We start from the raw sequence: 20,758 nt of genomic DNA on the forward strand, positions 1-20,758 counted from the left end.
ACCAACTTCGGATAGTCTGCAACCAATCCTGAAAAGTGTCCAACAAACGGGAGAGTCTCCAACGAAACCATGGAAGCGTCCAACAAAATGCAGCAAGTGTCCAACCAACTTTGGATAGTCTGCAACCAATCCTGAAAAGTGTCCAACAAACGGGAGAGTCTCCAACGAAACCATGGAAGCGTCCAACAAAATGCAGCAACTGTCCAACCAACTTCGGATAGTCTGCAACCAATCCTGGAAAGCGTCTAACCAACGGGGGAATCTCCAACGAAACTATCAAAGCATCCAACAAAATGCAGCAACTATCCAACGGACCTCGAATAGCCTCCAATCTTTGTCATTCAAATACTCAATGACAGACACACCGTCGAGATTGTTCTCGACAATATATGTTTTAATTCTTTTAATCTTTTAGGTTATTGCTAGGGGCATTTTGCCCTCTGTAGAGGGGGCAATCTGCACTTCCTCTTGGGGTGATTCTGCCATCATCGAAGGCGCAAGTTGCACCGACTGCCCTTGCAGCTTTGTATGAACTTTTAGTTGGTTTCTGTAGCGCAGGCACCGACATGATAACTTTTTGGATAGAAAAATCCCTCAACGGCTACGTCATAATCCATAAATGCCTCGCTGAATAAAGCCTTGTTGATGAGTTCGCGCAAGACGCCTGAATAATAGCCGGGCAGATTCCGAACTTTTTTCAGTTTGGTTGTTTGAATCGCAATACGAAGGGCTTGCATGGCTAATTGCTCGAAAAGCTCTCCTTTGTCTTCATGAATACTAAACTTCAGCATTTGCAGGGACTGGTGCCTGTAGATGCCGTAAAAGTTACGTGCTAATTTACTTTCTCCGATCGTTGAAGAAAGTAGAGATTTCATTTTACCGAAAAGTGTAGTAGGCACAATTTCCGGAGGAGACGTTCTCTTAAGGTCTTTAGTATTTATCGCTTTAGAAAGAAAAGCTTCGGTTTGCGGTTTAGCGGGTTCCACCTTACTGGCAGTGAGCTTTTCATCATCCTTCGGGGTGTTCAATTTCGACTGGTCATTTGTAGGTTTGATGACATAAATGTTAGCGCCTAGACCGCTCATGACAGGACGAATGTAGTGAATTCTTTCTATAATTTCGAGCTTTTCTAATTTGCGGATTGCGCGTCGTACGGTTGCGTTGGATTTCTTGATGGCCTTTTCGATGGTTTCGTGTTTCAAATGGGCAGCACCGTATTTAACGGAGTAACGGCGGATCATATCAAGAACAGCCTGCTCAGTTTGATTCAAGTCGTTCCAGTGCGTGAGTACGTGTTGCCTTGTTACTGCGTCTAAATCGTGTTTGTTTGTGAAGTGTGCGTATTCGGATAGGTAAGTTGTCATAAGGAATGTCCCCTTTATTCTTTATATAGAAGAAAAGAGGGGGAAAGGAGACATTTTTGTGAAAAATATTTTTTTAGTTTATCAGATGCTGGCAAGCGGATTTAAATTTGGTTGCCTTCTATTTTTGTCTAATGCAGAGCTTAACAGCTGCTTTGCACATGTACCACCTTCACAACAAAGTCTTCTAAACGCTTAAATACCGTCATTTTATACGGTTAAAATACATTGCCATGGGCATAGAATCTAATCGTAATCTATTAGCATAAGTACTTTGTGGATTTTTTCTAATGAGTATGTTTTTATTTAATTCAAAATGTATTGACATATTAAATGGGGATATGTAGACTGAAAATTAGATATTGTCTGGTATACCATATGCCAGTGAAGGGAGATAGATAGAGAATGAGCTTATTTGAAGTCCAGCAGTCTCTTTCTCTTAAGCAACAAGCATATGCGGGAATTAAAAATGCAATTGTTTTGCATGAAATTCTTCCTGGTAGTGCGTTGTTTGAAAGAGATTTGAGCGAAAACTTGAAAATTAGTAGAACACCTGTGAGGGAAGCGATTCTATTATTAGAGATGGAAGGTTGGGTTAAGTCCATACCAAGAAAAGGAACTTTTGTAAGTCAAATAACGGCAGGTGATGTCGAAGAAGTAATTCAAATTAGAAAAGCGCTTGAAGTTCTAGTTATCGAACTGCTTATCCCGAAGATTACAGAGCGGGATATCGAACAGCTGAATGAAATATATGTAAAGCAGCTTGAGCTTGTAAAAGACAGTGGACAATTTATATCAGTGGATAAGGACTTCCATATCTATTTGGCGGAACTGAGTGGAAATCTTCGTTTGGTAAATTTAATAAGCACTATAAGTGATCAAATAAGGTGGTTTGGTGTTAGTGCTTTGAATTTGCCGAATCGAAAAGAACAAACTTTAAAGGAGCACGCTTGGATAATTGAGTGTTTAAAAAATAAAGATGTCGAAAAAGCAAAAGAGGCCGTATTGGAGCATATCGAGCACACTCTCGTGGCTATTCTATCTAGCGTCAGTAAAATGGACTAAGTAATGATACCTATCTTTATTATCCTATGAAATAGGAGTGAGAAGTAAATGGTATGTAAGCGCCTACATAAAAGAGGGAGGGGAATTTATGTCCAAAATAGCAGCAAATTTAGTCGAAGAAGTGGAGAGTAAAGAAATTGAAAAACCATCACGTGTACGATGGTGGTTAGCTTTTATGTTTTTCCTTATTGGATTGATTGCCTATATGGATCGATCAAACATCGCAATTATTGCAAAGCCAATGATGGAAGATTTGAATATGAGTAAGGTTCAATTCGGTATGCTAGCATCATTATTCTCCTTAGGCTATGCACTCTCTCAAATCCCTGCTGGAATAATTGCGGAGCGTATTGGGGCAAGGAAGATTGTTATGATTGCCTTAATTTGGTGGTCAGTATTTACAGGATTAACGGCGATGGTTAAATCTCATGGATTATTAGCTCTTGTACGCTTTATGTTTGGGGTTGGGGAAGGTCCGATGTACCCTGGGAACGTAGTCTTTAATACGCATTGGTTTGCGCAACAAGAAAAGGGTCGGGCTGCAAGTGCGCTATTAGCGGGATCTTATTTTGGTCCAGTGATTGCACCCGTGATAACTGTGGCGATTTTTCAAGTATGGGGATGGCAAGCGGTTTTTTATATCTTTGGAGCATTGGGCATATTGGTCGCATTAATCTGGTATATAGTTGGGCGGGATAGACCGGAGGATCATCCTTTTGTGAATAAGCAAGAATTGAAACAGATCATGGAGAATAGAACAGTTACGGGGGATAAAAAGACTCTGGCCCCTTGGAAAAAATTCTTGAAAAATGGTCGTTTTTGGGCGCTAGGTCTTCAATATTTTATTGTTTTGTATATTATCACTTTCTTCCTAGTTTGGCTGCCAACTTATTTGATGGAAGCTAGAAATTTTTCACTAGGCGAAATGGGATTCGCAGCTAGTTTACCTTGGTTAGGTATATTTATCACGGTTATGTCGGGTGGAGCAATTTCGGATTTGTTAGTGAAGAAAGGGAAGTCAAAAATGATTGCAAGGGGTTCGCTTGCGATTGCAGGGTTAATTGTCTTTGCCGGATCAATGTATTTAGCAGCTTATGCTACTGTTCCGTGGATGAATGTATTATGGTTGACGATCTCTTTAGGTGCCTTAGGATTTCCAGTAATCGCTTCATGGTCGGCAGTAATGGACTTGGGGAATGAATTTTCTGGTTCCGTGTCAGGTTGGATGAATCTTTGGGGGAATATAGGTGCATTTGCATCTCCCGTACTGTGCGGCTGGCTTGCACAAAACATCGGCTGGGAGGCCACTTTACTAGTGAGTATCGTACCTGTATTTATCGCTATTTTGCTTTGGTTTGGTATACGTCCAGACCATTCGTTAACGTAATTATTTGATTTTCGTGGCATACCACATGCCACTGATTAAAAGGAGGATATAAAATTGAAGTATGCAATTTTTCAAATGAGTATTATAGCTGGAAAGCCGTCTGAAAACAGAAAAAAAGTATTACATTGGGCAGAAAAGACGATGGAATCCACATTCCCGGATATTCTCGTTCTCCCTGAGATGTGGACTACAGGTTATTCCTTATCTATTTTGGAAGAAGTGGCAGAAGAAAATGGGCAGGATACAATTCCTTTCTTAACTGAGCTTGCGAAACGTTTCAATGTGAATATTATTGGGGGCTCAGTCGCGAATAAAAAGAACGGTTGTATTTATAATTCTTCTTTTGTCGTGAATCGACTAGGGGAATTAGTCTATGAATACGATAAAATTCATTTGGTTCCTATGTTGGATGAACATCTTTACTTAGAAGGAGGAAAGAAAAAAGTAAGTATCTTTGAATTAGACGGCATTAAGATGGGGCTAATTATATGTTACGATCTACGTTTTCCGGAACTTTCCAGGGAACTGGCGCTTAAAGGAGCGGAAGTGCTTCACGTTGTAGCGGAGTGGCCAACAGTTAGAAAAGAACACTGGCACACCTTGCAAAAAGCGAGAGCAATTGAAAATCAAATGTTTGTTGTGTCATGTAATTGTGTCGGTACGTATAACAATGTTGAATATGCTGGGATGTCCATGATTATAGATCCTTGGGGAAGTGAACTTTCCGTAGGGCAAGAACAGAGCGAGGAAACGATAGTAAATGATTTAGCTTTGGAGCTTACCGCAAAAGTACGAAAAGATGTACCGGTATTTTCAAGCAGAGTGCCGGAATTATACTAAAGAAGAAAAGGACGTGACGATAGATGGAAAATAAATTAATATTGAGCATTCAAGGTAGCGAGGAAAAAGTAGAGTTTTATGTAGAAAATATATTTAATGCAGGATATGCTGGAGTGGATCAGGAGAAAGTCCAAGAGCATATAGACGAATTGTCAAAGTTGGGCGTCGCTACACCTACCACCATTCCTACGTTGTATCCAGTATCAAATGAGTTGGCTACGTATGCAGACTCATTCCAAGTCCAGCATCATGAAACAAGCGGAGAAATTGAGTATGTATTAATCTGGTCTAATAATGAAATGTATGTCACAGTGGGTAGCGATCATACTGATCGTAAACTTGAAACGTTCAGTGTTCCAATGTCTAAGCAAGCGTGTCCAAATATTTTAGCGCAGGAAGTGTGGAAATTTGAAGATATAGCAGATCATTGGAACCAAATCGAATTAACATGTTGGATAAAATCAAACGGTAAAGAAGAGCTATATCAAAAAGGTACTTGTGGTGATCTCATGTCTCCCAAATCTTTAATTGAGAACTTTAAACAAATGAACATTGACCAAAATGGAAACATCTTTTATTCAGGAACAATTGGAACAGTTGGAAGTTCGTTAGCATATGGAGATGAATATGTAATCGAAATGAAGGATCCTGTCCTAGGTAGAGTTATAACTCATCAATATCGGTTGGAGTATTTGCTAGAAGAGATCGGATAAGGCGGTGAAGAGTCCTAGAAGTTTGGGGCTCTTCTTTTTTGAATTTCAGGTACCTATTCTGGCAACTACAATTACATATATAAGTTATGGACTAGATATTTACTTTACTATTTAATTTTAGTTGAGTTTTTAAGCAATTGTATGAATTGTTTATTGATTATTAATGCACGGGTACACAAACAATTAGAAAGGGCTGTCCAGAAGAGCGGTGAAAACCGACTTTCCTTGACAGCCCTGTTTTACGTACTATAACTCAGTTTACGTCGATAAATTTTATTTTGCATTCTCATCGGGTTGATGGATTCCAAAAGTATTGCCTTCTGTGTCAATGTAATACCCTTGCCACGCCATGCCAGGCAGGGCATATTTAGGCATGGCTACCGTGCCGCCATTCGCCATGATTTTCTCTTCCGATACATCGTAATTTTCCACACCCATTGTACAAGCAAATCCATTTAAAGGTTGGCCTGCTTCAGGTGGAGTACTTTGCCGCGGCATCAAAGCACCATTGATGCCAAGTTCATTCTCATCGCCCGTAGTGGCTCCGAAGTAAGGCATTCCAGCAAAATCACTCCAATCTTGGAATGACCATCCGAATACCTCTCCGTAGAATTTCTTAGCCCGTTCCATGTCATCCACGTGAATTTCGAAATGAATTAATCTTCCCATGACTTCCTCCTGTTTCTTCATTTTAGGGTTTGAATATTATGACTTATTGAACTTTAGGAATTAACTATACCATCTTATGATTGGTGATGTATATGATCTTGAATTCCAGGTACCTGTGCAAGGTTGTATTCAGACAGTTCCATACAACTTCATAATTAAGAACAGGAGATTAGATAGGTAACGGATTATCTAATCTCTATAATCCAGTCGATCGTAATCACATCCATCTAAACTAAAAACAACATTCGTTTTCAAGTGTTTGATGTTAACAAGCGGTATAATAACGACGAAAAAAAGAAATCCAATTAAATTAAATATTCTCTTTAATTTAAATACTCTATGTGTTAAGATACTTTTATACTTGTATACAATTATTTTAAAGGTGATGGTAAATTTGGTTGAAGAAGTTAGAACTAGCAGGGTATCGACTAAAGATATCGCTTATAAAGAATTAAGGGAAAAGATTATAAAATGTATTCTTGAACCCGGTCAACCTATTGTGGAAGATGAGTTGGCAAAAGAGTTACAGATTAGCAGGACACCATTGAGAGAGGCTTTACAAATACTTGAACTGGAGGGATTAGTAAGCCGAGGTATTAATGGCAGAATGAATGTTGCGCCAATATCAATAGAGGAAGTAAAAGAAATATTTATCATACGAAGTAATTTAGAGGGGATTGTCATTGAAAATGCCATTGATCATATTACCCAAAAGGAAATTGATCACTTAACAAATCTTGTTGAAATACTCAAAATGACTACAAGTTTAGAAGACTATGAGAGAATTGATGACTTTGGCAGCCAATTTCATGAATATATTTATACAGTAAGTCGCAATAAAGTTGCAGTTAAGTTTTTATCACAACTAAACAGTCTTATCAACCGATACAGGCGTTTAGCACATCAATGTATTATCGAAACTAAAAAGTCAGTAGATGAACATGAGATGATTCTTAATTACATCATCAAAAAAGATAAGGTAAATGCAGTAGCAGAAGTTAAAGAGCACATCTTAGGCTCTATGAATCAAGCCATAAAAACAGTCGAAAAGTACAAAGGTTCACAACCTGGACAGGTAATTAGTAAAAATCAAAACTTGACCTAGGAACAATATAAGAGGAGGAAACAATTATGACATATGCAGTAATTGGCGGGGGTAATACGGGGCAGGCTATAGCGGGATATCTTAGATTAAAAGAGGAAAGCGTGAAGCTGTATACACGTGACCCAAATAAGGCTCAAAGAATTTCAAAACAAGGATTAGAAGTTAAAGGAATATATTCGGGGAAAGTAATTTTGGAAGCGTCTACGTCAATGGATGAGGTTATTTCAGATGCTAAGTTTATCATTATTTCAACGACAGCAATGGGACATGAAACAATTGTAAAGCAAATCAAACCAATTTTAAAAGACAATCAAACAATTGTATTTTTTCCGGGATATTGGGGGGCGCTAGAATGCAAGCGAATACTAGGTGAACACTTAATAAAAAATAAAAATATTACAGTGGCAGAAACGAGCGCCATGCCTTTTGTTAGTATAGCGGATAATGCTGGTTCAGTATTTATCAATAAAATTAAACACAATGTACTCATTAGTACATTATGTGAAGAGAATCCGATTGCACTATCTTTTATGAATAGGTTTCCACAATTAATCCTGGGAAACAGCGTTTTTGAAACATCTTTGAATAACTCGAATGTTGTTATTCATCCTCCGATTACTCTTTTTAACGCTGCAAGGATTGACGCATCCGAAGCATTTCAGTTTTATACAGATGGTGCATCTCCCTTTTCAGTTAACTACGTTGAGAAGATGGATATTGAAAGACTGCAAATCGCAAGTCGACTTAAAGTAAATACTCAAAGCATTTTGACTGTACTGAATGAATTTTATGATACAGGTTATCCAACCCTATATGAAGCTCTACCAGGTTTATTCCCGACAGGACTGGCTCCTACTACATTAGATTATAGGTACATGACAGAAGATATACCCTTTGGTCTTGTTCCTATTTCAGAATTAGGAAAAATATTGGGAGTTGAAACACCGTATACTGACTCAATAATTAGTGCAGCGTCATTACTTATGGATAGCGATTACAGAAAAGAAGGAATTAGTTTTAAAGGGTTAACTAAGGAGAGCCTACTAAGTATGTCAGTGGTGTAAAAAATGAGTAATATTTTATAAAGCATCTGGGGAGGTAAAAGTTATTTTACACATTAAAAACTTGCACATTTCATTCAATAAAAACGAAGTGTTAAAAGGAATTGATTTATCGGTTGAGAAGGGCGAGGTAGTATCCTTTATTGGACCGAGTGGAACAGGTAAAACAACCTTGTTAAAATGTATTAATTATTTAGAAAAACCACATGAAGGCGAAATTCAATTAGGCGATTTACATCTAAACTATGAGAATATAAAAAAGCAAGACATCCTTAAACTTCGCCGAAAAACCGCCATGGTATTCCAAATGTTCAATATATTCAAACATAAGACGGTCATACAAAATGTGATGGATGCGCAAATAGCAGTTCAAAAAAAGTCCAAGGAAGAGGCGTATGAGAATAGTTATAAGCAATTAGAAAAAGTAGGTTTAAAAGAAAAAATCAATGAATATCCCTCTCGTTTATCCGGAGGGCAATTACAACGGGTTGGCATTGCGCGTGGTCTGGCGCTTGAACCAGAGTTGATTTTATTTGATGAACCAACCTCGGCGCTTGATCCGGAATTAGTAGAGGAGGTGTTGCGAGTAATTGAAGATGTAGCGAAGTCAGGCATGACGACACTCTTAGTTACGCATGAGATGGATTTTGCAAAGAGGATTTCAGACAAGGTTGTATTTATGGAAAATGGATACATTGTTGAAGTAGGTCCTCCAGAACAGATTTTTGAGAACTCAGAGAATGAGAGAACGAGACAATTTTTGAAAAAGATTTATGCAAATCAAGGATAGTAAAAAAAAATAAAAGGTGGTTGATTCTAATGAGGAAAAAGTCGATTTTATTTACTATTTTAATATTAGTTTTAAGTCTACTAGCTGCATGTAATTCAAGTGATAATGAAACAAAAGTAGATGCTGAAGGAAATTCAGACGTTAGAACAATCAAAGTAGCAACTGGACATACATCAAAACCATTAAGTTGGGTAGATGAGGCTGGCGAAGTCACTGGTTATGAACCTGAAGTAATAAAAGAGCTTGATAAAGTAATAGATGAATATGAATTTGAACTGGTTGCTGTTGAAGATTCAGCAGGTGAAACTGGGCTAGCAACTGGAAAATACGATATGCTCGCGGGCGGCATGGGTTTTACTGAAGAACGCGCAAAACAATATTTAGTTCCTTCTGAATCCAATGGACGGGCCCTTATAAAAATTTATGTTGCAGAAGATAGTGGTATAGAGGGAATTGAAGATTTGGTGGGAAAGAATATTTCACCCCTTTCACCAGCAGGAGCAACTTTTGCAACAGTTAAAGGTTGGGAAGATGAGAATCCGGAATATAAACTGAAATATGATCTGGCAGACGTTGGTATACCTATGGCAGATAGGCTTAAAGAAATAGCGAACGGTAAATATGATGCATTGTTTTATCCATCAAGTTATGGACAAATAAAAATCATAGAAGACAAAAAGTTAGCTGTTCGTGCAACTGACCCAATAAAAATTATTCCAACCTTCTTTATGATACACAAATCAACGGAAAATGAGAAATTGAGAGATGCAATCGATAAAGGATTAAAGGAATTAGCGGAGTCCGGGAAACTTTCCGAGCTATCTGTTGAATTTTACGATGAAGATGTATTTCAATATGATTAATACAATTTAAGATGTAGATTGTATCTGAAGTTATTTAGTTAAGTATTGTATACCTCCCAACCCATAAAAACACATCCATATTCTTTCTTGTGATGCCTTTAATTTAGAGGGTCAAATGAGATGGAGAGAATATGGATGTCAATAAAGACTATAACAGGTGTACCTTGAATGACTAGGGCTACATTGAAAATAATCACTTAGTTCCATTTGCAAAGAAATGCATATACGTACATAATTTTCATTTGCTTTTATGGAGCGTTTTTTAAGAAGTACGGTTACAGAAAATCAGTAAAACTCCTAAATTTTATCATGAAATTTGTTTATAGTAGCTACATACTCAAATTTAAATAAAGACGTTCATCATTGAAGGGAGGAATTACTATGGAAATGAATATGCAAGCATTACTATTGGAATTTCTGAAAGCACTTCCCATTAATATTATAATAATAATTATGTCTGCCGCACTTGGATTATTATTTGCTGTTTTATTAACAATTCTTAGAATAAAAAAGATTCCAGTCATTAGTCAAATGGCAGATTTATATGTTTCATTTGCCCGAAGCGTTCCTGGATTGATATTACTATTTATTGCCTACTTTGGTATCCCAAAGATTTTACCTTTAATAGGCTTAAGTTCGGTTGATGTAAGTCCAATGCATGCAGCAATTATTTCCATGGGATTTTATCATTCAGGATACATTTCTGAGGTATTCCGTCCGGCATATCTATCTATCGATAAAAGTCAACATGATGCGGCGGATAGTTTAGGCTATACACCAACTAAAAAGTTTTTTAGAATTATACTTCCACAGGTGATACCTGTCGCCCTTCCTGGATACGGAAATGGCTTGGTTTATTTAATCCATGATACTTCACTTATCTTTGCGATAGGTATAGTTGATATTATGGGAACTGCCGAATTATTTATATCAAGATCTGACGGTACGAATCAAATATTTATTTACTTTATTATCGCCTCGATGTTTTCTGCGATGTGTTTTACAGCCGATAGCTTGGTCAGAAAACTTGAGAGGAGAACAGCAATTAGATAGTGGTATAAAAAAATCAAGCAGGGGGGTAAAAAATGTTTGACTTAAAGGCTTCATACGATATGTTTTTAGGAATACTGGGTGTTCTTCCCACAACCTTGTTATTAGCGATAACCATACTTGTTTTATCAACTCTTTTAGGAGTCGTTATAGCCTTAATACAACAATATAAGATTCCAGTATTGGTTCAACTAATAGGATTATTTAAACTGTTTTTAAGGGGCACTCCCATGGTTGTTTTTTTATACTTAATGTACTATGCATTGCCAGCAATGGGGCAACTCATCGTATCGCTACTAGGTATTGATTACAATATGAATAATTTGTCGCCCGTTATCATTTTAGTTGTCACAGTTAGTCTTACATTATCCACCTTTCAATCAGAAATTATAAGGGGATCATTTTTAGCAGTAGATTACGGACAAATCGAGGCGGCCCATTCTTTAGGATACAGTTTCTTTCAAACCTTTAAGAGAATTATTGCCCCACAGGCTTTTGTTCACGCGGTACCCGATTTTGCAAACTCTTTTACAGTAGCAATTAAAGCCACTTCACTCGGTTTTTTAATAACCGTAATCGATATATTTGCACAGGCAAAAATTATGGCAGCCCAAAATTTCCGCTTTATTGAGGCGTTTTTAATGGTGGCACTAATATATTGGGGGATAGGTATACTCATAACGAAGTTTGCAGATAGATATGAGAATGATGTAAGGATAAAGTAATCGAAAAAGTATAACGTGTATAAAGGCAAATATAACGTATCACCATTTATTACTTCGGTGCCAGTCAAGAGAAATCAAATACCAAGAAAGTCTTTAAATAATCGAACACCATTAGAAGTATTATCAAGGTATGTAAACGAACCGGATTTGTCTAGCTAATATTTAGAACTAAAAATATTATAAAATTTGACTTTGGTGAATAATCCCCTGTCTTCCAATGGGGAAAGGGTCAACATTTTGCTGACGCTTCTTTATTACCGAGGATTGTATAATGATGTGTAACTGCTCAAAAACCCATCCGTATGCACCATAGGAATGCGGTTTCAACAACGGGCGCCATAATGTAGATTGATTAAAAGAGACACCCTGATAGTGTTGCAGAATAGATGAATACATCCCTAAGAAAATCCCAGGCGATTTGACCTCGATGTAGCTTTTGCGCAATATGTACTATTTTCACAAAAAGCATTGCACTTTTTATTGCAATTTATGAATATAAACATTTTATATAATTGGTAAAATAAGTAACATTTATTCTCGTGTATTAGAGGATGCAAAGTAAGTTAGAGGTAGAGAATGGGGAATGACTCATCACGACTGTAAAAAACGAGCGTACTAGTCTTTGTTTTTTAAGGGGTGTACTATGTGAACAACATTGTTAAGGGTATTTTATTAATGCTGATTTCATCTATCGGGTTTGCAGGTATGACGCTTTTTGTAAAACTTTCGGGTGATCTGCCCGCTATTCAAAAAACGTTTTTTAGGAATTTCGTATCAGCAATTATTGCATTTATTTTAGTCATTTATTATAAAGAAAGTTTATTTGGTAAACGGGAAAACCAATTGGTTTTACTAGGTCGATCGATTTTTGGAACATTAGGAGTTATTTTCCTCTTTTATGCAATTGATAACCTTGTCTTGTCAGATGCGGATATGATAAGTAAAATGAGCCCCTTCTTAGTTATTATATTTTCAGCAATATTTTTAAAGGAGAAAATCCTACCCTTTCAAATGGCAACAATTATAACGGCATTTATTGGTATGTTATTTATTGTGAAGCCCTCTTTTTCCATTGATGCTGTACCGTATTTCATTGGTGTTTTATCAGCAGTCTTTGCGGCAGCCGCATATACACTGCTGAGAGTGCTAGGAAATCGGGAAAAGTTTTATACGGTGGTCTTTTACTTTTCGTTTTTTTCTACGGTCACATTGTTCCCTTTTTTAATTATAATTTATAAGCCAATGTCAGGTATACAGCTTATATTTTTATTGCTTGCAGGTCTATTTGCAACGGTGGGGCAATTTGGTATTACGTTAGCTTTCAAATATGCCCCAGCCCGTGACATATCTATATTTACCTATTCGACAGTTTTCTTTACGGTCATCATGAGCTTCGCATTTTTTAGCGAGGGTCCAGATTTATACAGTTTGATTGGTTACGTCATTATATTAAGTGCAATGTTGTATATGTTCTTTAAAGGAAGAAAGTTAACTTTCTAATATAATCGTACATATTAAATCTTGAAAAGACAGCACTTTACTCTTTAATTTCAGGTACGTGTGCGTGACACTTCTCTGATAACACAAGACAATTACATATTTATAAGCAGTGGATTATGTATTTATTTAAATATCTAATCTTTTTTGCGTTTTTATACAATTGGTCCTTTCCATTTCTCTAAAGATTTCGGAATTATGCTAAGTCCACCTTACAATGATGTAACTGTATAGGAAATTGAAGATGCCCCTCATAAACCTTTATCACCTTTCGAAATTAACTCAAAACCATTTTATTGGGGTTACCAATCGCTTAATGGAGCAGCACCCTATATGCAACCAGTATATATACAGTTCGACAAGTTGAATTTAACTAGCAAACCGACAAAAGATGGCAAACGTTATGTAGGGGGTTGGAAAATCACTGAAACCGGTAACCAACGATTTTTTTACCTGTTAAAAACATTTTCGTTCTCCACTTTTATTATATGTTTTTTACTAAACTTATTTGCTCCTTCTACTATGTTAGATGTTGTAAGAGATATAGCTATACTACTCACTGGACTATCATTTATTGCCCGTAAGGAAAGAGTCGTCTTATTTAGCATACTAACTATCTATTTCATCCTACCTTTATTATCTAGTTTATCTAAGATGTTTTGAGTTGATGAAGAGGATTAACTTTAAAAATGAAATTCTTACCTACGTATTTAGAATGATTTCTAAACGCCATCGTATCTTACAAAGAAACCCGTTAAAATCGGAGTAAATAGGGAAAGGCGACCATCCACTAGGAATGATCGCCTTTTTCTGGTCCTCTTTGAAAAAACCAGAATGCATATATTGCACAAATATACAATTATTATAGTAACATATATATATAATTCCGTCAATTAGAAAACTAAAAAAGATGTATGTATTGGAAATTATTTGTTTACTTCTTGTGTAGTGCAACATAAAAGTGCTTGTATAAAGTGAAAGAGAAAGGCAACCGTAACTCCATTTGGTTGCCTTTCTTTATAGATTTTATTCGTAACTTTGAATTGCCCTAAATCATCCATTCACAGATACCTTTCAAGCGATTCAATGCTGTAGTAGAATCAAGCACTTATAGTCAAAAAGCTTTCCCGCTCGAGTTTTCTAACGTTTTGAGACGGCTGTCCAAAATGAAATTACCGAATGGGATGAAGGCGGAAAGAACAGCGCCGATTGTAAATCTGAAAGGCCATTTTACCGCAATCATCGCATACACAATGGCACCCATATACGCGAGGAATATATAGCCGTGAATCGTACCGACAATCGTTACGGCATTTGGCATATCAAACCAATATTTGAGAGGCATCGCAATGAACAACAAGGCTAGCAGTGAGCTACCTTCCAGGATACCGATGAAACGAAAACGTCCTAATGCATTTTTAAACATGCTATCGCTCCTACTATCTTCATTTTACCATCCTCCATTGTATAAGAAGAAAATGACGATGTATAGAAATCGGATTGACCACTCTAAATTACCTAAATTCCTACTTTTAATTTATAGGTATTATGATATAATGATTATAAGATTCAGAAAACCTATAATAATTCGGTGATTTCGATTGATTGCCAGAGAGGGAAGTGAAGTGGTGTATTTGCGTTCCGAAGATCTAAAGGGGCTGTTTCAAACTGAAGGTGCATTTTATGAATTGATTGTGAGCGGAAGACTACACATTTGTCGAAGTGTCGCAAAGATTAGTAGAAGGGGAGTTGCTACGACAGTAGCGGATGCTCTTTTTGTTCTTGTTAATCCGGGAAGTTGCGCACCTTCAGATGACACCGAAGTTCTTACGACCAATCCTGAAAGCATTGCGGATCTTCCTTTTGTACAAGCCAAGTCGGATGAAACACAACGCCAAGTGATGCGGCTCATGGACAGGATGAAGTGGAATATGACCTACATCATCAATTTATCCGACCTGCGTGTAGGCAACATCGAAGGCTTCAGACATGTTCTACATTACATGGATGTGAATGAGTATGATGCGCACAGCATATTTACCCCGCATCGATTGGGCGAAATTGATCGCCTATTATCGCCCGACACAAAGATCATAGCAGGATGGGGAGTTTCTCCGCTTATTAAGCAACGTGCATTTGAAGCTTTGACCGTGTTGACGGAAAAGGGAACATTAAATGGACACCGGCACGAGACAGAACCTTTCTATTACCATCCTTATCAATACGGGAAGACGAAAAGTAAGGCATGGGTGGATGCTGTGGCGGAGGAATTGGGGGAGGGGGTCTATCAACGATAACGATGAAAGAAAACTTCGTGCAAAATAAAAAAACTCTGTTGCAGTTCGAACCTTTGGAAAGTAACTACTAACGGAAAGAAGCAGGTTACTGCGCCGAAGTAGTAGTTTACTCATATTTCAAAATTAGAAAAGGGGTTATATATATGAAAGCTTATGTCATTTTAGGAGATAATAAGGATACACAAGGATTGATCGATCAGCTGAGGGCGAGAGATAATGGAACGATTACGGTTGTTGACGAAGACTTTAACATGGTGCTATCCAGAAAAGGTGACGTTACCTATGTAAATGGGTCTTATGTAGATAACGTTAAGGATTTGAAACTCCCATTCGTGTATTATCACTACATCCAACCGATGCATCGAAGAGATGGCCGGAAATGGAGACGGAGTTTAAGTAGTGAACGGTGAATTTGGTGTGTTTTGTGAGGGGTATTTATAAAGGGGGTGTCCTATATGTCGGGGAGTTACCGATTTAGAGGACAACTCCTTTTTTGATAGTTAATTTTAAGTGGTGGAATGTTAAATTGATTAATTTTAGGTGTGGATTCGTGTCTATTTTATGTAGTTGGATTCGGAACACGGTTGAATTATCATAATTCAACCGTGTACAGGTACCGTTTACTATAGGGAGTTTCCAACCAATCTTGGAAAGTGTCCAACAAACGTGGTGGTGTCCAACGAATCTATTGAAGTGTCCAACCAAGTCCGGCAACTGTCCAACCAACCTCGGGAAGTATCCAACCAATTCCGGAAAGTGTCCAACAAACGGGATAGTCTCCAACGAACCTATCGAAGTGTCCAACGAAGTCCAGAAACTGTCCAACGAACGTCGGGAAGTCTCCAACCAACCCTGAAAAGTGTCCAACAAACGGGATAGTCTCCAACGAACCTATCGAAGTGTCCAACAAAGTCCAGCAACTGTCCAACGAACCTCGGGAAGTGTCCAACCAATCCCGGAAACTCTCCAACGAACCCCGAAAAGTCTCCAACCACCCCACAAACCGATAACACTCAAAAGGTCATAATTGTATAAAGCCTCACATAAATAATAGTGTATCTAACGGATTTAACTTGGGGGTACAGGAGGCAGGAATAACTATGAGAGAAAACAATGGAGGGGAAACGGGCTCTTCCACGCAACTAAACAGAAATAATTCAAAAGGAATGCATTCACAGACTGTAGGTGAAAGAGGTCCTGTACTGGAGCAGGACAGTATGTTACATGAAACATTAGAGGGATTTGTCCATTCAAAAATTTTGGAAAGACCAGTACATGTTAAAGGCTTTGGTGCTTTCGGTTACTTTGAGACCGTGTATTCTATGGCGAACTACACAAAGCTTTGTTTTCTACAAAATCCTGGGCAGCAAGTTCCAGTTACAGTGAGGTTTTCATTGGCTGTAAGCACTAAGGGTACGCCGGATACATCACGAAATGTGCGTGGATTTTCTACTAAGTTTTATACGGAAGAGGGCATTTTTGATTTGGTCTTCAATCATATCCCTGTATTTTTGGTACGAGATGCCATACGCTTTCCGGAGTCCATTGAGGCTTTTTTACCCTCACCGGTAACTAATTTGATGGATCCTGAACGGTTCTGGAGTTTCGTAGCCAGAGCACCGGAATCAACCCATTTAGTTGTTCGGCTTTACTCTGATGCAGGCACGGTAAAAAGCTTTCGCCACATGCCGGGTCATAGTGTGAACACCTATGTTTGGAGGAATGAGCAGGGCGTTCGCAGTTATGTTAAATATCACTGGGTTCCTGAGGCTGGGGAGCAGTATATAGACGCTCAAGAAGCGGCCCGATGGAACGGCGAAAATCCGGATATTGCAGGTAAGGATTTGCATGATACCATAGCTTCGGGGAAGCCCGTTGTCTATGGGCTTTATGTGCAGCTTATGAATCCAAATGACGAAACCATTCTTCCCTATGATCCATTGGATGATACGAAAGTTTGGGATGAACGGCAGTACCCCCTTCAACCAGTTGGCCGTCTGACGTTGAATCGCAACCCAGATAACTATATGGAACAAGTGGAGAAAGTGGCGTTTTCACCGTCCAATCTCTTGGATGGGGTCGAATTATCGGATGATAAGATGCTGCAGGGGCGCGCCAATATTTACTCGGATTCCCAGCGTCGGCGGCTTGGACCGGATTTCCGCAAAATACCTATCAATCATCAGCAAGACTGGACGCCCGCTTCTCTTGTGACAAGCGGCAAAGGCAGATATGTGAAGGGGCATCTTGTACGATCCGATTTACCAAAACAGGATGATTTTACGCAGGCCGGGCAATTTTATCACGCTCTTCCACCTGTGCAGCAAAACCACCTCGTCACTAATCTTTCGGCTGATCTTGCTGGCATATCCCATGAAACGCGACGCATTGTTCTGACGTATTTGCACAATGCGTCACCGGAATTGGGAAAACGAGTTGTCCAGCAAATTGAAATGCAGACAAAAGGTTAATTCTATGTGCCTATGTGCGAATACAATTTTATAATAATGAAATCAAGACCAGACAAATTACCACTGTCTGGTTTTTTGTATGTTTAATTTAGAGTCAGACACAGGTACATTTAACTATATTAATGATATAATCTTGTGGTAAAGATGACATATAAAATTACTCAAGTATAGAATGTTATCAAGTGGGGAGGGATTTTCATGAAAAATAAAAAAATAATGTACATAGCAGCGGGGATTGTTGTACTAGGTATACTTGCATATTTCGTTTTCAATCAATTGAGTAAAGGTGATGTAACGATCGAAGAAAAGACTGTTCCGAAAGGTGGGGGTGGGGAAGATTTTCAAGAGGTAATAATTGAAATTGACGAAGTAAGAAAAGAGCCAATTGAAATGGAATTCCCAAGCTCAATGGATGAATTTGATGTTCAAGCTGCTATTCATGGCATGTCACATCAAAAAGTTCAAGCAAAAGATAAATGGGGCTTCCTTCCGTTAACCCAAGACCGTGTGACACGCTTGATTGAAGTCGTTGAAGAAAACAAATCGAGCTACGAGAATTCGGAACTGTATATAAGGATCCTTACGCGCTGGTCAAACAATGACTTCTCACAGGCAGACAAAGATCATAACGCTATTTGGGAGCTTCAAGGCGGGAATGTGGGACGAGCGACAGGAATCTTGAGCGCAGAGGAAGAAAGGAAATTTATTAAAGAGCATTTTACAGTTCAAGTAAAAGAAGTAACGCCAGAGTGAAAACGTAACGGGTTCGGTTGATGGGGAGAAAACATTGAATAACAACAAAGATGGGAACACAATTAACATATGAAACGATGTCTTTTTTTGTTGTCTTATCAATGCTCTAGTCAATTTGACATACGAATTAGCACATCAATTAGCATGCAAAATGAAGACACCGCATAAATGTATGCGGTGAAAGCTGCACGTACGGTGTGATGGAGGGAAAAGGTGGTGATAACTTCAAAGCCTTACCTATTCCTATCAAGAGTGTTGTTTAACTTGTGTTCAATAATCGAGCCATTTAATTGAATAGGGGTGGGATAAATGGATGGAGATTCAGAGAGTAATATACCGATAAAAGAAATCATTTTTAATTCGAGAAAATACTCAAAAATTAAAAAAGCATTAGCTATATTTTACTTAGCATTACTCTTCTATTTTCAGGTTAAACAAAATGTTGTTCTCGGGTTTACTTTGGCATTTACAGGTATTATTATTGGTATCGTTTATTATATTAATAAAATTTATTTCTATAATGAAAAGAAAAAAAACAAAGATTTTATAACTTTAATAATGTTTGTAGTATTACTTATATGGGGTGTTTATACATTTTATAATCTATGATATCTAACTATCTGGTTAGTTTGTTTGATTTATCTACTTGTGGTTCTTATTAAACTAACGGATGTTTTAGTCGAATAACAGAATTTCTTAGAGAGCTCACTTTTCTTATTGAACTAATGGGCCAGTTTAGTGGAATAATACTCTATAAGCACTTTTGTAATTTCTGATTGGGAATTCCCTTGAAATTGGAACCTCTATTCGTCTCAAACGTATAAATGGCAGGGGTTGATTGTTATGTGGAAAAAACTGTTAATAATCTTATCAGTTGTAATCGGCGGATTTATGGTTAGCGTCACTAGTGACAATTTAGGAGAACAAGGTAATAAAATTATGCATTTAGTTGGAAGCCTGTTAATGATAGGAGGAATAATAGCTGCTTTTCAAACAAATAAGAAGAGGAATTAATCTGATTCAACTAACGGGTCAGTTTAGTTTAATAATATTATTACCAAATTTGGAACTTTAACCAATATATACCGTCAAACTTACATATGGAGAATTGTTGTGGAATGTGCAATTTATCTTTGAAAGGGGAATTTAGAAGTGATGAAAAAAGCTATAATTTCAGGAATGGTACTTTGTTCAATCTTGTTAGTTGGATGTAATACAACCGAGGTATTAGAAAGCGAACAGGAAGTAGTAGTTTCTCAGAAATACGGGGGAAATGATGGAATATCAAATTTAATATCTGAATTACAAAATGAAATAATAGTATCTATTACAGAACAAACGGAACTTGAAAGTGATTCACTAGCAATAATGTTAGATGGTGGTACTGATGAATTAACAGTTTCAGTAGGTTTCCCGAAGGATGCAAAAATTGATGATACGTTGATTCAACAAATAGTTGAAGATTCTATTAAGAATGTTTCTGAAACAGAAACAGTATCAATTAGCGGAGAAAAAATGAAAATAAAAATAAAGATTGAGAAATACTAACAGTGAAGTTCTTAAAGGTTAGAGATTGAGATTGGAGTTTATTAAATATGAGGTTTTTTATAAAAGGAGTATTAGTAGTTGTATTGTGTTTTTATTTATTGGTACTTTCAAAACTAATCTTATTTAAATATCTAACAATTCCTGACATAATTAATCATTTTACTTTTAGTTATGATGGTCGTTCCTGGAGTCATAACTTTATTCCTTTTAAAACGATAATCTATTATTTATTCTTAGCAGATATAAATTTCAATATGAGAGTAGAAAACTTAGTTGGAAATATCATTGGTTTTGCACCATTTGGTTTTATTTTGCCTTTACTATCAAAAAGATTCCACTTGTTCAAAAATATTGCCATAGCATCCTTTTGTTTAAGTATGACATTTGAACTTATTCAATTTGTATTTAAATTTGGAAGTTTTGATGTTGATGATTTAATTTTAAACACACTTGGGGGTGTAATAGGGTATATAGCTATTTACGCTATCTTTATACTTATAAGATACATAAAACAAAAGAAAGTTCGTGAAATTTCTTATTAAACTACCGGTGCTTTACTTCAA

24 protein-coding genes and 1 pseudogene are annotated in these 20,758 nt (G+C 37.3%); 20 read left to right on the forward strand and 5 right to left on the reverse strand.

The window, feature by feature from the left end; genetic code table 11:
• The coding region (locus HDC33_RS16370; RefSeq protein ID WP_218843147.1) for a hypothetical protein at positions 1-253 on the reverse strand (253 nt) is incomplete at its 3' end.
• A 283-nt stretch (positions 254-536) separates the two neighbouring features.
• On the reverse strand, positions 537-1,364 hold the full coding sequence (locus HDC33_RS02185; protein WP_179390891.1) for a helix-turn-helix domain-containing protein: 828 nt from the start codon (positions 1,362-1,364) through the stop codon (positions 537-539).
• Positions 1,365-1,766: 402 nt separating this feature from the next.
• On the opposite strand from HDC33_RS02185, the gene HDC33_RS02190 reads away from it, so the two are divergent.
• From HDC33_RS02190 to HDC33_RS02205, 4 genes are all read left to right on the forward strand, one after another.
• Entirely contained in the window at positions 1,767-2,426 is a 660-nt protein-coding gene (locus tag HDC33_RS02190; RefSeq protein WP_179390892.1) for a GntR family transcriptional regulator, read from the forward strand.
• An 88-nt stretch (positions 2,427-2,514) separates the two neighbouring features.
• Entirely contained in the window at positions 2,515-3,813 is a 1,299-nt protein-coding gene (locus tag HDC33_RS02195) for an MFS transporter (RefSeq protein ID WP_179390893.1), read from the forward strand.
• Between the two features lie 54 nt (positions 3,814-3,867).
• Positions 3,868-4,653, forward strand: a complete 786-nt coding sequence (locus HDC33_RS02200) for a carbon-nitrogen family hydrolase (RefSeq protein ID WP_179390894.1) — start codon at positions 3,868-3,870, stop codon at positions 4,651-4,653.
• 23 nt (positions 4,654-4,676) lie between these two features.
• The gene (locus HDC33_RS02205; protein WP_179390895.1) at positions 4,677-5,366 is read left to right on the forward strand and encodes a DUF2848 family protein; all 690 of its coding nucleotides are present in this window, start codon (positions 4,677-4,679) and stop codon (positions 5,364-5,366) included.
• Positions 5,367-5,639: 273 nt separating this feature from the next.
• Here HDC33_RS02205 and HDC33_RS02210 read toward each other — a convergent pair whose 3' ends face one another.
• Complete coding sequence (locus HDC33_RS02210) at positions 5,640-6,035, reverse strand: VOC family protein (RefSeq protein WP_179390896.1); 396 nt, start codon at positions 6,033-6,035, stop codon at positions 5,640-5,642.
• Positions 6,036-6,429: 394 nt separating this feature from the next.
• On the opposite strand from HDC33_RS02210, the gene HDC33_RS02215 reads away from it, so the two are divergent.
• The 8 genes and pseudogenes from HDC33_RS02215 to HDC33_RS02245 all read left to right on the forward strand — a co-directional run bounded on the left by HDC33_RS02215 (position 6,430) and on the right by HDC33_RS02245 (position 13,129).
• Positions 6,430-7,140, forward strand: a complete 711-nt coding sequence (locus tag HDC33_RS02215) for a GntR family transcriptional regulator (RefSeq protein WP_179390897.1) — start codon at positions 6,430-6,432, stop codon at positions 7,138-7,140.
• A gap of 26 nt (positions 7,141-7,166) precedes the next feature.
• The gene (locus tag HDC33_RS02220) at positions 7,167-8,204 is read left to right on the forward strand and encodes an NAD/NADP octopine/nopaline dehydrogenase family protein (RefSeq protein WP_179390898.1); all 1,038 of its coding nucleotides are present in this window, start codon (positions 7,167-7,169) and stop codon (positions 8,202-8,204) included.
• Between the two features lie 43 nt (positions 8,205-8,247).
• Positions 8,248-8,991 (forward strand): amino acid ABC transporter ATP-binding protein, encoded by a 744-nt coding sequence (locus HDC33_RS02225; RefSeq protein WP_179392588.1) that lies wholly within the window; start codon positions 8,248-8,250, stop codon positions 8,989-8,991.
• A 29-nt stretch (positions 8,992-9,020) separates the two neighbouring features.
• Positions 9,021-9,854, forward strand: a complete 834-nt coding sequence (locus tag HDC33_RS02230; RefSeq protein ID WP_179390899.1) for a transporter substrate-binding domain-containing protein — start codon at positions 9,021-9,023, stop codon at positions 9,852-9,854.
• A 381-nt stretch (positions 9,855-10,235) separates the two neighbouring features.
• Entirely contained in the window at positions 10,236-10,907 is a 672-nt protein-coding gene (locus tag HDC33_RS02235; protein WP_179390900.1) for an amino acid ABC transporter permease, read from the forward strand.
• A gap of 32 nt (positions 10,908-10,939) precedes the next feature.
• Complete coding sequence (locus HDC33_RS02240; protein ID WP_179390901.1) at positions 10,940-11,629, forward strand: amino acid ABC transporter permease; 690 nt, start codon at positions 10,940-10,942, stop codon at positions 11,627-11,629.
• Positions 11,630-11,674: 45 nt separating this feature from the next.
• Positions 11,675-11,788: pseudogene (locus tag HDC33_RS16375) on the forward strand (IS30 family transposase); the annotation flags it as partial.
• A 486-nt stretch (positions 11,789-12,274) separates the two neighbouring features.
• On the forward strand, positions 12,275-13,129 hold the full coding sequence (locus HDC33_RS02245) for a DMT family transporter (protein ID WP_370457395.1): 855 nt from the start codon (positions 12,275-12,277) through the stop codon (positions 13,127-13,129).
• 1,111 nt (positions 13,130-14,240) lie between these two features.
• Here HDC33_RS02245 and HDC33_RS02250 read toward each other — a convergent pair.
• A complete protein-coding gene (locus HDC33_RS02250) occupies positions 14,241-14,552 on the reverse strand; it encodes a DUF3817 domain-containing protein (RefSeq protein ID WP_179390902.1) in 312 nt (103 codons plus the stop codon).
• A gap of 202 nt (positions 14,553-14,754) precedes the next feature.
• Here HDC33_RS02250 and HDC33_RS02255 point away from each other — a divergent pair, with 202 nt between their 5' ends.
• Together HDC33_RS02255 and HDC33_RS02260 are read left to right on the forward strand one after the other, a co-directional pair.
• Complete coding sequence (locus HDC33_RS02255; RefSeq protein WP_179390903.1) at positions 14,755-15,423, forward strand: hypothetical protein; 669 nt, start codon at positions 14,755-14,757, stop codon at positions 15,421-15,423.
• Positions 15,424-15,566: 143 nt separating this feature from the next.
• A complete protein-coding gene (locus HDC33_RS02260; protein ID WP_179390904.1) occupies positions 15,567-15,833 on the forward strand; it encodes a hypothetical protein in 267 nt (88 codons plus the stop codon).
• Positions 15,834-16,108: 275 nt separating this feature from the next.
• Here HDC33_RS02260 and HDC33_RS02265 read toward each other — a convergent pair whose 3' ends face one another.
• Positions 16,109-16,414, reverse strand: a complete 306-nt coding sequence (locus HDC33_RS02265) for a hypothetical protein (protein WP_179390905.1) — start codon at positions 16,412-16,414, stop codon at positions 16,109-16,111.
• A 109-nt stretch (positions 16,415-16,523) separates the two neighbouring features.
• Between HDC33_RS02265 and HDC33_RS02270 the strand changes: the two genes are divergently transcribed.
• The 6 genes from HDC33_RS02270 (at position 16,524) to HDC33_RS02295 (ending at position 20,737) form a co-directional block, all read left to right on the forward strand.
• On the forward strand, positions 16,524-17,894 hold the full coding sequence (locus tag HDC33_RS02270) for a catalase (RefSeq protein ID WP_179390906.1): 1,371 nt from the start codon (positions 16,524-16,526) through the stop codon (positions 17,892-17,894).
• A 198-nt stretch (positions 17,895-18,092) separates the two neighbouring features.
• Positions 18,093-18,647, forward strand: a complete 555-nt coding sequence (locus HDC33_RS02275; RefSeq protein ID WP_179390907.1) for a DUF6241 domain-containing protein — start codon at positions 18,093-18,095, stop codon at positions 18,645-18,647.
• A 309-nt stretch (positions 18,648-18,956) separates the two neighbouring features.
• The gene (locus HDC33_RS02280) at positions 18,957-19,256 is read left to right on the forward strand and encodes a hypothetical protein (protein WP_179390908.1); all 300 of its coding nucleotides are present in this window, start codon (positions 18,957-18,959) and stop codon (positions 19,254-19,256) included.
• 234 nt (positions 19,257-19,490) lie between these two features.
• A complete protein-coding gene (locus tag HDC33_RS02285; protein WP_179390909.1) occupies positions 19,491-19,661 on the forward strand; it encodes a hypothetical protein in 171 nt (56 codons plus the stop codon).
• A 141-nt stretch (positions 19,662-19,802) separates the two neighbouring features.
• On the forward strand, positions 19,803-20,195 hold the full coding sequence (locus HDC33_RS02290; protein WP_179392590.1) for a topoisomerase: 393 nt from the start codon (positions 19,803-19,805) through the stop codon (positions 20,193-20,195).
• 47 nt (positions 20,196-20,242) lie between these two features.
• Positions 20,243-20,737, forward strand: coding sequence for a VanZ family protein (locus tag HDC33_RS02295; protein ID WP_179390910.1), 495 nt, complete (start codon positions 20,243-20,245; stop codon positions 20,735-20,737).
• Positions 20,738-20,758: the final 21 nt, after the last annotated feature.

Origin of the sequence: Sporosarcina sp. JAI121, from assembly GCF_013408665.1 — a bacterium.
Taxonomy (GTDB): domain Bacteria; phylum Bacillota; class Bacilli; order Bacillales_A; family Planococcaceae; genus Sporosarcina.

Excerpts from the sequence above, each read along its gene's own strand:
- HDC33_RS02210 (WP_179390896.1), bottom strand. The coding sequence starts at position 6,035 with ATGGGAAGATTAATTCATTTCGAAATTCACGTGGATGACATGGAACGG.
- HDC33_RS02235 (WP_179390900.1), top strand. The coding sequence starts at position 10,236 with ATGGAAATGAATATGCAAGCATTACTATTGGAATTTCTGAAAGCACTT.
- HDC33_RS02230 (WP_179390899.1), top strand. The coding sequence starts at position 9,021 with ATGAGGAAAAAGTCGATTTTATTTACTATTTTAATATTAGTTTTAAGT.
- HDC33_RS02205 (WP_179390895.1), top strand. The coding sequence starts at position 4,677 with ATGGAAAATAAATTAATATTGAGCATTCAAGGTAGCGAGGAAAAAGTA.
- HDC33_RS02195 (WP_179390893.1), top strand. The coding sequence starts at position 2,515 with ATGTCCAAAATAGCAGCAAATTTAGTCGAAGAAGTGGAGAGTAAAGAA.
- HDC33_RS02240 (WP_179390901.1), top strand. The coding sequence starts at position 10,940 with ATGTTTGACTTAAAGGCTTCATACGATATGTTTTTAGGAATACTGGGT.
- HDC33_RS02285 (WP_179390909.1), top strand. The coding sequence starts at position 19,491 with ATGTGGAAAAAACTGTTAATAATCTTATCAGTTGTAATCGGCGGATTT.
- HDC33_RS02275 (WP_179390907.1), top strand. The coding sequence starts at position 18,093 with ATGAAAAATAAAAAAATAATGTACATAGCAGCGGGGATTGTTGTACTA.
- HDC33_RS02270 (WP_179390906.1), top strand. The coding sequence starts at position 16,524 with ATGAGAGAAAACAATGGAGGGGAAACGGGCTCTTCCACGCAACTAAAC.
- HDC33_RS02290 (WP_179392590.1), top strand. The coding sequence starts at position 19,803 with ATGAAAAAAGCTATAATTTCAGGAATGGTACTTTGTTCAATCTTGTTA.
- HDC33_RS02190 (WP_179390892.1), top strand. The coding sequence starts at position 1,767 with ATGAGCTTATTTGAAGTCCAGCAGTCTCTTTCTCTTAAGCAACAAGCA.
- HDC33_RS02250 (WP_179390902.1), bottom strand. The coding sequence starts at position 14,552 with ATGTTTAAAAATGCATTAGGACGTTTTCGTTTCATCGGTATCCTGGAA.
- HDC33_RS02280 (WP_179390908.1), top strand. The coding sequence starts at position 18,957 with ATGGATGGAGATTCAGAGAGTAATATACCGATAAAAGAAATCATTTTT.
- HDC33_RS02220 (WP_179390898.1), top strand. The coding sequence starts at position 7,167 with ATGACATATGCAGTAATTGGCGGGGGTAATACGGGGCAGGCTATAGCG.
- HDC33_RS02295 (WP_179390910.1), top strand. The coding sequence starts at position 20,243 with ATGAGGTTTTTTATAAAAGGAGTATTAGTAGTTGTATTGTGTTTTTAT.
- HDC33_RS02260 (WP_179390904.1), top strand. The coding sequence starts at position 15,567 with ATGAAAGCTTATGTCATTTTAGGAGATAATAAGGATACACAAGGATTG.
- HDC33_RS02185 (WP_179390891.1), bottom strand. The coding sequence starts at position 1,364 with ATGACAACTTACCTATCCGAATACGCACACTTCACAAACAAACACGAT.